Below are 12879 nucleotides of genomic sequence, written 5' to 3' on the forward strand. Positions count from 1 at the left end.
GTCCATCTGCCGAACTACGCCGGCTCGTACTCCAGCGCCCGGCGCGCGTAGGCGCGCACATCCGCGTCGTCGTCTTTCAGCGCCATGCCCAGTGCATCCCGCGCCGCGGTTTCTGAATCCGCCCAGCGGCTCAAGCTCAGCACCGCGGCTTTGCGCACGTCGAGGTGCTCGTCGACGAGGGCCTGCGACAGCCGCGGAACCGCCAGCTCGGCTGTCGCCCCCGACAGTGCCCGCGCGGCACCCTCCCGCACCTGCCAGGCCGGCGCTCGCAGCGCGCGCTCAACGGTGATCAAATCGACTTCGCCGCAACCTAATTCACCCAACGCCGCCAATGCCGCCGCGCGCACCAACGGATCGGTGTCAGCAACAAGGCTACGAACCGCATCGCGACCGGCCCGCAGCGTCGCCAGGCCGTTGGCGGCGACGATACGGACCTCACGGTTGTCGTCGCGGGCGGCCGCCGCCACACCGGCCGCGTCGTCGATGGACACCAGTGCCCGCACCGCCTCGATCCGCACCCGGTGGTCGACATCGTCGAGCGCATGCCGGAACGCATCCGCATCGCCGGCCCGCCGCGCGGCCAGCAGATAGACGCTCACCGACCGAACCACGGCGTCAGCCGAGGCCAAAGATGCGCGCGCCGTTTCGGGATGCGGTAGCACCTCGACGAGTTCACGCACACCCTCGGCGGCGGTCCGGCGCACCGCGGCGTCGGTGTCGGCGAGCGCATCCATCAGCGCCGCGCCGTAGCCGTCCGGGGTGTGCTCGGTCAGCGTGGCCACCGCCGTGCGCCGCACGCGGGCGTCGGGGTCGGCCAGGAACTCCGCCAAGGCCCCCACCGTCGGTTCTTCGAGGGCCAGCACCGCGACAATGCGCGGCGAGGGCGGATCGGCAGGCGCCGCGGCGACCCGAGATCGCGTGCTCGCCGGAGCCCGACCACCGACCAACGGCGGCTGCTCGACCGGCCGGACCGTTTGATCGGCCGGCGGCAATGCGTCCAGCCCCGGCACCGGCACGAAATACGGCGCCACCGGCCGCTTGAGGAATTCCATCGACCCGTCTGGCGCCCTACGGACGTTGAGGTGATATCCCCACCGGGCGTCGTCGCGCGCCGGCAGGTCGGCGCGCTCGTGGTAGAGACCCCACCGGGATTCGGTGCGGGTGAGCGACGAGCGAGCCGCCAGCTCGGCGCAGTCCCGGATGAAGGACACCTCGATGCTGCGCATCAGCTCGTGCGGGGTGCGGGCGCCCATCTCGGCGATTTCGTCGCGCATCCGTTCGAACGTGTGCACCGCGATGGACAGCTTGGCCGCCGACTTGGGCGGCGCCACATAGTCGTTGACGAATCGTCGCAGCTTGTACTCGACCTGCGGCTGGGGCGGCCCGTCGGGGTGGCGCAGCGGGCGGTAGATCAGCTCGTGGGCGTCGCTCAGCTGAGTCTGCGGAAGTTGTTGTGGCGCAACCACGTCAGGCAATATCGATGCCGCATGCGCGCCGGCCAAATCGCCGAAGACGAACGCGCCGATCATGTAGTTGTGCGGTACACAGGCAAGATCCCCCGCGGCGTACAACCCGTGCACCGTGGTGCGGGCGTGCTCGTCGACCCACACCCCGGACGCGGAATGCCCAGAACACAAACCAATTTCGGAGATGTGCATCTCCACGTCGTGAGTGCGGTAGTCGTGGCCGCGGTTGGCGTGGAAGGTGCCGCGGGTGGGCCGTTCGGTGGTGTGCAGGATGTTCTCCAGCGCGGTCAACGTCTCGTCCGGTAGGTGGGACACCTTCAGATAGATCGGCCCGCGCGCAGACTCGATCTCGCTGCGCACCTCGGCCATCATCTGACCCGACCAGTAGTCCGAGTCGACGAACCGTTCGCCGAACGCGTTGACCTGATAGCCGCCGAAGGGGTTGGCCACATACGCGCAGGCCGGGCCGTTGTAGTCTTTGATCAGCGGGTTGACCTGGAAACACTCGATGCCCGAGAGCTCCGCCCCGGCGTGGTATGCCATCGAATAGCCGTCACCTGCGTTGGTCGGATTCTCGTAGGTGCCGTAGAGGTATCCCGATGCGGGCAGGCCAAGCCGCCCGCAGGCGCCGGTGGCCAGGATCACCGCCTTGGCACCGACGGCGACGAATTCGCCGGTGCGGGTGTGCAATGCGGCGGCGCCCACCGCCCGGCCGTCCTCGACCAACACTCTGACCGGCATCAGCCGGTTCTCGATCTGGATCTTTTCTCGCATCGACCGCTGCCGCAGCACCCGGTACAGCGCCTTTTTGACGTCTTTGCCCTCGGGCATGGGCAACACGTAGGAGCCGGAGCGGTGTACCCGTCGTACCGCGTACTCGCCGTGTTCGTCCTTTTCGAACTTCACCCCGTACCGTTCCAGCCGCTGCACCATCGCGAACCCGCGGGTGGCGGTTTGATACACGGTGCGCTGGTTGACGATTCCGTCGTTGGCGCGGGTGATCTCCGCGACGTAATCCTCGGGTTCGGCCTTGCCCGGGATGACGGCGTTGTTGACGCCGTCCATCCCCATCGCCAGCGCCCCGGAATGCCGAACATGCGCCTTCTCCAGCAACAGCACCTGAGCGCCCTGCTCGGCGGCGGTCAAGGCGGCCATGGTGCCCGCGGTCCCGCCGCCGATGACCAGTACGTCGCAGTCCAGTCGAATCGGCTGCGCGGGGTCCGGAATCTGCATCAACTGGCCACCAAATCATGCAGCGCGGCAATAACTTCCGCGCGAAGTTCCGGATGAGTCCGGTCGCCGCGGGGCTGCGGCACGTCGACGAGCGCCCGCAGCGGTTGCCCGGCCCGGCCGAGTACCGCGACCCGGTCCCCCAGCGCCAGCGCCTCGTCGACGTCGTGGGTGACGAACACGATCGTCGTCGGATGGGCCCGCCAAGAATCGATCAGCAGCCGCTGCATCGCGGCGCGGGTCTGGGTATCCAGTGCGCCGAAGGGCTCGTCCATCATCACCGCGCGCGGCGCCCCGGCCAGCCCACGGGCCAGCTGGACGCGCTGACGCATCCCGCCGGAAAGGTTCCTGGGCAGGTAGTCACCGAAGCCGGTCAGCCCGAGTTCAGAGATCCAGCGGTCGGCCTGCGCGGCCCGGGTGACCCGCGGCTCACCGCGCAGCCGCAGCGCCAACGCGATGTTGGACCGCACGCTGCGCCACGGCAGTAGCGCGTTGTCCTGAAACACCACTCCGCGATCGCCCGATGTGCCGGTGACCTGGGCGCCGTCGGCCAGCACCCGGCCGGCGTCGGGTGCCAGCAGGCCGGCCAACGCGCGCAGCACCGTCGTCTTACCGCAGCCCGACGGCCCGGTGAGCACCAGGATCTCCCCCGGCCGCACCGTCAGGCTCAGCCCGTCAATGACAGCAATGCCGTTGTAGCACAACTGTACTCGATCCAGCTCGAGGCTCATGGCTGAGTTTTTCGGGGTCATCGCGCGTTCTCCTCGGCGCGCGGCAACCATCGTGTCAATCGACGGCCGGCCAGCTCCACCGCCGCCGACGTGGCGAATCCGAGCACCCCGATGGTGATGATGCCGACGAACACCTGGGGGTAGGCCAGCACCGTGTATGCCTGCCAGGTTCGGTACCCCACACCGAGCCGGCCCGAGATCATCTCGGCCGATATCACGCAGATCCACGCCACACCCATGCCCACCGACAGCCCGCCGAACACCCCAGGAAGGATGCCCGGCACCACCACCTGGGTCAGCACGTCGAAGCGGCCACCACCCAACGTGCGCACCGAGTCTTCCCACAACGTCGGCAGCGCTCGCACCGCGTGCCGGGTGCTGACCATGATCGGGAAGTACGCGGCGAGGAACGTGATGAACACGATCCCGGCCTCGTCGGTCGGAAACAGCAGGATGGCCACCGGCACCACCGCGATGGCGGGGATCGGCCGGGCCAGCTCGGTCAGCGGGCCCAACAGGTCGCCGATCAGCCGGGACCGGCCGAGCATGATGCCGGTCGCCACCCCGACAACGGCGGCCAGCCCGAACCCGGTGAGGATGCGGATCAGCGACTGGGCCAGGTCAAGCCAGTAGGCGTCGGCGCCGAGCGCGCGGGTCAGCGCGCCGACGATCTCGGTGACCGTCGGCAGCGTGTCGAATCGCAACCAGAGCCGGACGTGGCCGGCGGTGAGCAACTGCCACAGGCCGATCGCGGCCGCAACCGACGCCAACCGCAACAGCCGTGACCGCCACACCGAATCGGACCGCCGCGGCCTGACGGCACCGGCCACCGGCACCGCGACCACCGGGCCCTCGACACCCACTCCGAGGGCGGTCACGCCGCACCCGCCAAGGCCTGTTGGTAGTCGATGGTGGTGCTGCCGGGATGTGCGGCGATATAGCGGTGTGCGCCCGCCGAGGTGTCGAACGGCAGGTAGTTCGCGCCGTCGTGCACCCACGCCGACTTGTCCGCGAACCAGCGGGTACCCAACTCGGCGTCGGGAACGTAGGCAGCCCGGACACGGGCCCCGCGGGCGGTCGCGCCCCGGACGGCTTTGAGCAGGCTGACGGGGTCGGCGACCGGCTGAGTCGTGTCCGATCCGTCCAGCCAGAGCTCACTTCCGGACACGGACGGATTGGCGCGCAACGCCGCGTCGTAATCGACCTTGCGGGTAGCGAACGCGGCGCGCAGCGGACCATCCTGCACGAAGTTCGCGACGTCGAGACTGGCGAAGTTGCCGATCGACTTCAGGTACGGCACATCGTTTTTCAGCGCATCAATCAGCGACGGCTTGAGCGTAGTGTCGAACGATGTGCCGCCCGGGCCGTTGTAGAGGTAGACGACCTCTTGCGGCAGTCCACTGGCCTGGGCGACGATCCGCGCCGCCTCCAGCGGCTTGCTCTTGATGAAATCGGTGGCGTCGAGCTGAGCCTGCAGAAAGGAGTCGAGCACCTCCGGGTGGGCGGCGGCATAGGCGCGACGGACCACGACGCCGTGCAGCGTCGGGTAGTTCAGTTCCGCGCCGTCGTAGAGCAGCTTGGCCTTGCCCTGATGGACCAGCAGCCCGGGCCATGCGACGAACTGTGAAAGCGCCTGCGCCTGGCCTGATTCCAGCGCAGAGGCACCGACCTGAGGCTGTTGGTTGAGCACCTCTACCCCGGTGCTGGGATTGATCCCGGCGGTCGACAACGCTCGCACCAGGGTGCCGTGGCCGGCCGAGCCGACACTGGCCGAGACCTTCTTACCGGCCAGGTCGGTAATCCCGTTGGCGGTCGAATTCGGCTCGACCACAACCATGTTCAGTGCACCCTTGGCGTTGTAGCCGGTCACCGAGACGACCTCGGTGACCGCGCGCGGGTTGGCCTGCGTCTTTGATCCGTTGATCAGCAGCGGGTAATCGCCCATCGAGCCGATATCGATCTTTTCGGCGACCATCTGCGCGGTGATCGGCGCGCCGGTGTCGTAGTCCTCCCACACCACGTGGTACTTGGTTCCGGTGCGCCTGGTTAGGTCGTCGAGCCGGTGCTCAAGGTACCCCTGGGCCCGCAGCAGCGTGCCCGCGGTGACGGTGTTGATGGTTTTGGACTGGTAGCCCACGACGACGTTGACCGCGTTCGCGGAATCCAGTGCGCAGCCCGCTGGGGCCATTGTGACCACGGCTAACGCCACAGCAGCCGACGCCAGCCTGACGGCGGATGTTCTCATGAAATGTCCTGGGGGCTCAGCGGATGAGATAGGGCATGTTGACTGTCACTGCCCCGGTCGGGCAACGGGCCGCGCACGGGCCGCAGTACCAGCATTCGTCGACGTGCATGAAGGCTTTGCCGGTCTCGGGGTTGATGGCCAGTGAGTCCAGCGGACAGATCTCGACGCACAGCGTGCAGCCATCGATACACAGCGACTCGTCGATGGTGACCGGGACGTCGACGCGGTTATTGACCAATGTCATGACGTGCTCCTTATCAGATTGCCGCGCATAGTGATTCGATCACCGCGCATCCGGATGTACTCCAAGTCAACGGGTCTGCCGTCATCCAGGCTGGTGAGCCGCTCCAACATCAGCAGCGCCGCTCCGTCAGGAACCTGCAGCGCGGCCGCGGAGTGAGCATCGGCGGGAATGGCCTCCAGCGCCAGCGACGCCGACCCCAGCCGATGCCCGCTGACCCTCTCGATCAACGCGAATATGTCGTTGGTCTCGAGCGGTTGAGTCAATATCTCGGCACCAATGTCGGGTGTCAGGTAGGTCAGGTCGAGACTCAACGGCAGGCCGCCGAGATAACGCAGCCGTTCGATGAACACCACCTGCTGGCCGGGCTGCAGTCGCAGCCGCTGCGCCACGGATGGCGGCGCCGACACAGCCATCGCCGCGCGTACCTCGTTGCGGACCTCGCCGTAGGTTTTGAAGGTCTCCTTCAGTCCCAGCAGTGTGTCGAGTCCGTGGTCGTACTTGCGCTGCGCGACGTGGGTGCCGACCTTGGGTCCGCGGTCGATCAGTCCTTCATTCTTCAGTGTGGTCAGCGCCTCGCGAATGGTGTTGCGGGACACCGAGAATTCGGCCGCCAGTTCGAGCTCACCGGGCAGCCCGTCGTCGTAGGCACCGGAGTGGATCTGATGGCGCAGCACGTCGGCGACCTGACGCGCGCGATCGGCGCGCGGTTGGCGAATCGGCAATGGTACTGCTTCGGCCACGCCGTCACGCTATCGGCGTTCGGGTGTCTGCCCAGGCCAGCCGGGTAACGACCGCGGCGGAGCGCGATGCATTGCGCCGCTTGCCACCCCGCGGCTACCAGCCGAAAGCCGCAGCGTACCGGCCATTGCGCCACCTGCCGCGATGCGTTCAGTTTCCGATCCCGGTGAGCAAAACCCGCATCAAGCACACCCCGACCAGCGGTAGCGTGCGTTAGCCGAGAAGCGCACGCGTCGACGCGGCTGCCACCCGCGACGCGTTGCCATTTCCGTTTGCCGCAGCAATCGCGCGGCGCGCCGAGGTAATCCGTTTCAGCACGGCGTCGGTGAACACCGACAACCCCAGGTCCGGGTTGTATCCGTGGATCTCCTTGACGTCGAGTTGAGCAAGGAAATACAGGATCTCCTTCGAGATCACCTGGCCTGGAACCAATACCGGAAAGCCGGGCGGGTAGGGCACGACGAAGGTGGTAGACACCAGAACCCTGCCTTCGGCGAGCCGTCGCCCGGCCTCACCGACCATGACGTGCTCACGGTCGGATTCTTCGTAGCCGGCGTAGAACGCTGCACGCATGTCGCCGAACGAGCAGGCGTCGTCGAGTCGGAATGCCGCGTCGAATTCACTGAAATCGGGCAACGGCGGGAGGTCCTGCGTGATCTCTTCAACCCGACGTTCATGCAGCGCGCGGTCGTCCTTGCTGGCCGCGCACTGGCTACGGTCAAAATCGGTCGCCACCCGGCGCAACACGTCGAGCAGGTAGTGCACGCTCGACCAGGTCACTCCGATCGTGAAGATCAGCAGCACACTGTTGATCGAGGTCTTGTTGATCTGGATGCCGAACCGATCCATCAGGATCTTTTCCCGGAAGTCGTATCCGTTCATGCCGGTCTGACCGACATAGAGGGTGACGCGCGTCGGATCCAGCACGAACTGGTCGGACCGCCAGGCCTCGTTCCAGTCCGCCAGCACACCCTGGCGCACCTGACGGTAGGAGCTGACCGCTGAAAGCCGGAACTCGTCGGGCACCAGGTCGGACTCGTCGAGAATGCGAAACCACTTGCTGATCAGCCGGTCTTTGCGGACGCGGTGACGGAACACCAGCGCCATGTCATAGACATTTCGGACCAGCTGGAACCCCTCGATGTCGACTTGCCGACGCGCCAAATCCAGCGATGCCAGTAGTTGCTGGTTCGGCGACGTCGAGGTGTGGGTCAAAAACGCCTCACCGAACGCATCCCGGGTGAGCGCGTTGAAATCCTGGTCGCGGATGTGAACCATCGACGCCTGCCGCAGCGCCGACAGCGACTTGTGGGTGGAGTGTGTCGCGTAGACCCGCACCCGCGCACAGCTCGGGTCCGGCAACAGCCGATGCTCGGTCCACTGCGCACGGTCGACGCCTTGCATCGACTCCCGCCACTGCCGGTACTCCCGCGCGTAGGCCGGAGACGACAACATCGACTCGAGTTGCTCGGCGGCGACCATCGCCGTGCGCTGCCGCGCCCACGGCACCGCGGTGGCGAACGCGTACCACGCCTCGTCCCACAGGAAGCAGATGTCCGGCTTGATCGCCAGCACCTCTTCCATCACCCGACGCGGGTTGTACACGACGCCGTCGAACGTGCAGTTGGTAAGCAGCAGCATGCGTACGTGGCCCAGCTGTCCGGCAGCCTCCAAATCGAGGAGCGCCTTCTTGATGGTGTGCAGGGAGACCGCTCCGTAGATCGCGAACGGCTGCAGCTCGTACGCGTCCAGATAGCGCGGGTAGGCCCCGGCCAGCACCAACCCGTAATGATGCGACTTGTGGCAGTTGCGGTCGATCAGGACGATGTCGCCGGGCCTGGTGAGTGCCTGCACGACGATCTTGTTCGCGGTGGATGTTCCGTTGGTGACGAAGTAGGTCTCGTTGGCATTCCAGGTTTTGGCAGCCTTGTCCATCGCCGCCCTGATGTTGCCGTGCGGATCCAGCAGTGAGTCCAGACCACCGGATGTCGTGGACGTCTCGGCCATGAAGATGTTGCGGCCGTAGAACTCCCCCATGTCCTGCAGTGACTTGGAGTTGAAGATGCTGGCGCCACGTGCGACGGGCAACGCGTGAAATTGGCCCGCCGGCCGTGCGGCGTAAGCCCGCAGTGCGTCGAAAAACGGTGTGGTGTAACGATTTCGGATGCCCGCCAGCACGGTGCTGTACAGGTCGGTGACGTCGTTGAGCCGGTAGAAGGTGCGGTCGTAGACGTCGGACTGGTCCTCGGCCTCGGAGGCGATCGACTCGTCGGTGAGCAGGTACAGGTCGATGCTTGGCCGCAACTCGCGGATCCACTCGCCGCATTCGACGTAGTCGTGGGTTCGGTCGGTGGCCACCACGTCGTCGTTGACACCCAGCAACGTGTTCATCAACGGAACCCGATCACGGGACCGCAGCGGTATGTCATGGCGAATGATCGCCGCCTGGATCTCTCCGTTCAACGCGACCGCAGTGATCGCGTCCTCGACGCTGGACACCACCAACAGCTCGAACTGCACGTCGTCGGACGGATCACGAAGCGCCCGCAGGCTTTCCGCCAAGCCCTCGGGGGCGGTGGGAGGAGAATCATCGGCGAGCAGAACCGTGTAGAACTGCTGTTCTTTGGCCCGCGCCACGAGCTCCTGATCGGCCAGCGACGCCGACGTATCGAACAGCGCTGCACGGTCGCCGTATTCGGACAGCAGCCGCACCGCGAGCGAGACCTTCTCCTCGAGGCTCACCGTGGCAAGGTTGTCGAGGTACTCGCGGAATGACGCCAAATTCTCCGCCCCCGGATAGATCCAGTAGCGCTCGTAGGCGCCGAGGCGATTGAACAGTCGCTTCGCCCTGGCCGCCTCGTGGCCGGTGTCCAGCCCGGCACGGTCGACCACGGCGAGCTGATGGCACGCGTCGTCGAGCAGATTCCAGGTGTCGAGGCGCGAATACGACGGGTTCGCCACGGCCGCCAACGCGGACACACAAAGCCGTCTCGGGCGCCTGCCGTCGCGGTCCATATCGCCAGTGTGTCCCTCCTGGGACGCCCGCGAGGCCATTTCGTCGACCCTGGCCGACTAGGCCCGTAATGTCACACCCGCCACACCAGACTCGGCGGGGAGGCAACATGCAGCCCATCGATTGCCCGCCTCTGCGCGATTTCGCCGAAAGCGACTGCCCGTTTTCGCTCAGGGCGGCCAACGCAGATACCGCGGCCGCACGGTACCCATGAGCAGGTGTGACTGTTCGGGCGGGCGCTTAGCCGTCGAACTCGTCCTCATCTCCGCCCCGGCGGTCGCTGCGGGTGATCTCCATCCACCGCCGAACCGGAAGGTCCCAGCGCCTCAGTGTGGTGGGCGCCACGTCGGTGACGTCGGACAGCGATCTCACCACCGCCTGCGTCAATCCCATGATCGCGGCCATCACCGGAAGCAACGGCTGGAACGGCTTGGCCACCGACCGAACCGTGCTGATGCGCCGGGCCACTACGTAGCGTTCGATCGAGTGATAAAGCCAGGCGCCGACACCCAGGGCGTAGATCGCCAGCGCAGCCGCGATCACCGCCTGCCCGTACGCTGCGCACATCACCGCGCCAAGCACGACCGTCGCCGCCATCACGGCAGCGACGACGACGCGCAGCTCCAGCCGCGTCATGAATCCGCGCCGGGGTGGCGGGCTCCACGGACCGCTTCAGCGGCGGCTCGGATCTGTGGCGTCACCAGCATCACCTGGCCGAGCACGCCGTTGACGAAGCCCGGCGACTCGTCGGTCGACAGCTCCTTGGCCAGCTCCACCGCCTCGTCGACGGCCACCGGCCCCGGCACGTCGTCGGCATGCAGCAGCTCCCACACCGCGACCCGCAGGATCGCCCGGTCCACGGCGGGTAGTCGCTCCAATGTCCAGCCCTGCAGATGCGATGCGATCAAGTCGTCGATATGTGCCGCCTGCTCGGTCACGCCGCGGGCCACCGTCACCGTGTACGGATTCAGGTGCGCGACATCAGGCTTGGCCTCCGCGAGTGCGGTACGCGCGTCGGCGGCTTCGGCCGGCGTGACCCCGCGGGCCTCGGCTTCGAACAACAAGTCGACGGCCCGCTTCCGGGCCTGGTGCCGTCCCTTAACGGGGCGGCTCACGCGTTGACACGTCCCAAGTAGCTGCCGTCGCGAGAGTCCACCTTCAGCTTGTCTCCGGTGTTGATGAACAACGGCACCTGGAGCTCCGCACCGGTCTCCACGGTCGCCGGCTTGGTGCCGGCGCTGGACCGGTCGCCCTGCAGACCCGGCTCGGTGTGCGTGACCACGAGTTCGACGGTTACCGGAAGCTCGAGGTACAGCGGCGCCCCGTTGTGGAAGGCCACCTGCACCGGCAGGCCCTCGAGCAGGAACCGGGCGGCGTCGCCGACCAGCGACTCCGGCAGCGGGTGCTGCTCGTAGTCCTGGCTGTCCATGAACACGAAATCCGAGCCGTCGCGGTAGAGGTAGGTGGTGTCACGCCGGTCGACGGTGGCGGTCTCCACCTTCACGCCCGCGTTGTAGGTCTTGTCGACCACCTTGCCCGACAGCACGTTCTTGAGCTTGGTGCGTACGAACGCCGGACCCTTGCCCGGTTTGACGTGCTGGAACTCGACGATCTGCCACAGCTGGCCGTCGATCGCCAGCACGAGGCCATTCTTGAAATCGGCAGTCGATGCCACGGTCGGTACATCTCCTAGATACAGCTACTTTTTGCGTGGGTGGGAGTCCACCAGATACCCAGCGGAGCTTACCCGCACCGTTGTCGAGCCGGCGCCGCCGGCATTGGCCGCGCAAAGGCGTGCGCGGCCGCAACTGGCCACGCCGATCGAAACTAGAGCGCCGGGAGGATGTCGACCAGGTAGTCGCCGCCGATCGCGGTATGCGCGTTCCGGCGCTGTGTCCAACCACGGTCACTTCGCCGGTAGCATCCGCGCATGTCGATGGCGGTTGGGGCGACCATTGCGGGGTCGCATACGTCCTCGATTGGCATCCCGGCCGCGTAACGGTCTTTGACCAGTTGCGCGGCGTCGGTGCCGTCCACGTACGGATGCGCTGCCACCGCGACCAAGCTGGACGCCAAGCTAAACCAAGCGCCGAAAATCCCGGGCAGCACAGACGTTTTCCACTTCGTCGAAGGCAATCGGCTCCACGCGAGCGAAACTCGTTTTAGTTGCTGTGCGGGTCGGCGGCGTTGAGCGCGGCCACCACCTGGTCGTAGTCGCCGCGGGCTTCGCCGTAGCGCAGGAACTTCACCCGCTCGACCTGGATCTCCTTGGCCTCGGGCTGAGACTCCAGCAGCCCCACGGCCTCGGCGATGAACTCGTCCAGCGGCATGGCCTGCTCGTTGTCCTCCTGGCCCGGTACCAGCCCGGTCCGCACCGACGGCGGCACGAGCTCGATGATCTGCACGCTCGTGTCCGCGTACTGCAGCCGGATCGACTCGCTGAGCAGGTGGATCGCGGCCTTGGACGCGCTGTAGCTGGGGGTGGCGGCCAGCGGCGTGAACGCCAGACCGGAGGACACGGTGATGATGGCGGCGGCCGGCTGGCCCTGCAGGTGCTCGATGAACGCGGCGATCAGGCGGATCGGGCCGAGCAGGTTGCTGGCGATGACCGATTCAGCCGAGGCCAGGAAGCCGTCGGGCCGGTGCCAGTCCTCCACCTGCATGATGCCCGCCATCGGGATCAGCACGTTCAGGTCCGGGTAGCGGCCTGTTACCTCCCGGGCGGCCGATGCGATGCTGGCGACATCGGCCGTGTCGATCTGCACCGTGCCGAGGCCGGGATGGTCGGCGGCGATCTGCTTGAGCCGGTCGGTGCGGCGGCCGCCGATGATGACGGTGTTCCCCCGGGACTGCAGTTCGAGGGCCAGGGCCAAGCCGATGCCGCTCGTGGAGCCGGGGATGAAGATGGTGTTCCCGGAGATGTTCATGCCTCAATGGTGGCCCGGCCAGCCTGGTTGGGGCAGAGACCGGTTATCGGGGGACTGGCGATCCCTGGTTGGCCGCCACCGCGGGCGGATAATGGGGTCATGGACCGAGCCGCCCTGGCCGGCTTCCTGCGGCACCGCCGGGAAGCCCTGCAGCCCGAAGACGTCGGGCTGCCCGCCGGTGTCCGCCGCCGGGCCCCGGGCCTGCGCCGGGAAGAGGTCGCGTCCCTAGCCCTGATGTCGACCGACTACTACACCCGGCTGGAGCAGCAACGTGGCCCGCAGCCC

The 12879-nt window shown here is 66.9% G+C and carries 13 protein-coding genes; 1 reads left to right on the plus strand and 12 read right to left on the minus strand.

Annotated elements, in window-relative coordinates; translation table 11 throughout:
* Positions 1 to 14: 14 nt before the first annotated feature.
* From VNW74_RS01145 to VNW74_RS01200, 12 genes are all read right to left on the minus strand, one after another.
* The gene (locus VNW74_RS01145; RefSeq protein ID WP_325674771.1) at positions 15 to 2699 is read right to left on the minus strand and encodes a fumarate reductase/succinate dehydrogenase flavoprotein subunit; all 2685 of its coding nucleotides are present in this window, start codon (positions 2697 to 2699) and stop codon (positions 15 to 17) included.
* Positions 2699 to 3448, minus strand: a complete 750-nt coding sequence (locus VNW74_RS01150; protein WP_325674772.1) for an ABC transporter ATP-binding protein — start codon at positions 3446 to 3448, stop codon at positions 2699 to 2701. The genes VNW74_RS01145 and VNW74_RS01150 overlap by 1 nt, the downstream gene beginning before the upstream one ends.
* Positions 3445 to 4290: an ABC transporter permease gene (locus VNW74_RS01155; RefSeq protein ID WP_325674782.1), complete on the minus strand. Its 846-nt coding sequence runs from the start codon at positions 4288 to 4290 to the stop codon at positions 3445 to 3447. Before VNW74_RS01155 ends, VNW74_RS01150 begins: the two co-directional genes overlap by 4 nt.
* A gap of 11 nt (positions 4291 to 4301) precedes the next feature.
* Positions 4302 to 5672 (minus strand): ABC transporter substrate-binding protein, encoded by a 1371-nt coding sequence (locus VNW74_RS01160; protein WP_325674773.1) that lies wholly within the window; start codon positions 5670 to 5672, stop codon positions 4302 to 4304.
* Between the two features lie 16 nt (positions 5673 to 5688).
* Complete coding sequence (locus VNW74_RS01165; protein ID WP_325674774.1) at positions 5689 to 5916, minus strand: 4Fe-4S dicluster domain-containing protein; 228 nt, start codon at positions 5914 to 5916, stop codon at positions 5689 to 5691.
* Positions 5913 to 6656: a GntR family transcriptional regulator gene (locus VNW74_RS01170; RefSeq protein WP_325674775.1), complete on the minus strand. Its 744-nt coding sequence runs from the start codon at positions 6654 to 6656 to the stop codon at positions 5913 to 5915. Before VNW74_RS01170 ends, VNW74_RS01165 begins: the two co-directional genes overlap by 4 nt.
* Positions 6657 to 6867: 211 nt before the next feature.
* Positions 6868 to 9669 carry an aminotransferase class I/II-fold pyridoxal phosphate-dependent enzyme gene (locus tag VNW74_RS01175; RefSeq protein ID WP_325674783.1) on the minus strand — a complete coding sequence of 934 codons (2802 nt, stop codon included), beginning with the start codon at positions 9667 to 9669 and terminating at the stop codon, positions 6868 to 6870.
* A 238-nt stretch (positions 9670 to 9907) separates the two neighbouring features.
* Positions 9908 to 10303 (minus strand): antitermination protein NusB, encoded by a 396-nt coding sequence (locus tag VNW74_RS01180; protein ID WP_325674776.1) that lies wholly within the window; start codon positions 10301 to 10303, stop codon positions 9908 to 9910.
* Positions 10300 to 10782, minus strand: coding sequence for a transcription antitermination factor NusB (gene nusB, locus VNW74_RS01185; protein ID WP_325674777.1), 483 nt, complete (start codon positions 10780 to 10782; stop codon positions 10300 to 10302). Before nusB ends, VNW74_RS01180 begins: the two co-directional genes overlap by 4 nt.
* On the minus strand, positions 10779 to 11342 hold the full coding sequence (gene efp / locus VNW74_RS01190; RefSeq protein ID WP_325674778.1) for an elongation factor P: 564 nt from the start codon (positions 11340 to 11342) through the stop codon (positions 10779 to 10781). The genes nusB and efp overlap by 4 nt, the downstream gene beginning before the upstream one ends.
* Before the next feature lie 152 nt (positions 11343 to 11494).
* Entirely contained in the window at positions 11495 to 11722 is a 228-nt protein-coding gene (locus tag VNW74_RS01195) for a hypothetical protein (RefSeq protein WP_325674779.1), read from the minus strand.
* A gap of 107 nt (positions 11723 to 11829) precedes the next feature.
* On the minus strand, positions 11830 to 12594 hold the full coding sequence (locus VNW74_RS01200) for an SDR family oxidoreductase (RefSeq protein WP_325674780.1): 765 nt from the start codon (positions 12592 to 12594) through the stop codon (positions 11830 to 11832).
* Between the two features lie 99 nt (positions 12595 to 12693).
* Here VNW74_RS01200 and VNW74_RS01205 point away from each other — a divergent pair.
* Positions 12694 to 12879: helix-turn-helix domain-containing protein (locus tag VNW74_RS01205; protein WP_325674781.1), on the plus strand; the 186-nt coding region annotated here is incomplete at its 3' end.

Source organism: Mycobacterium sp., from assembly GCF_035570115.1.
In the GTDB taxonomy this organism is placed as follows: Bacteria; Actinomycetota; Actinomycetes; order Mycobacteriales; family Mycobacteriaceae; genus Mycobacterium.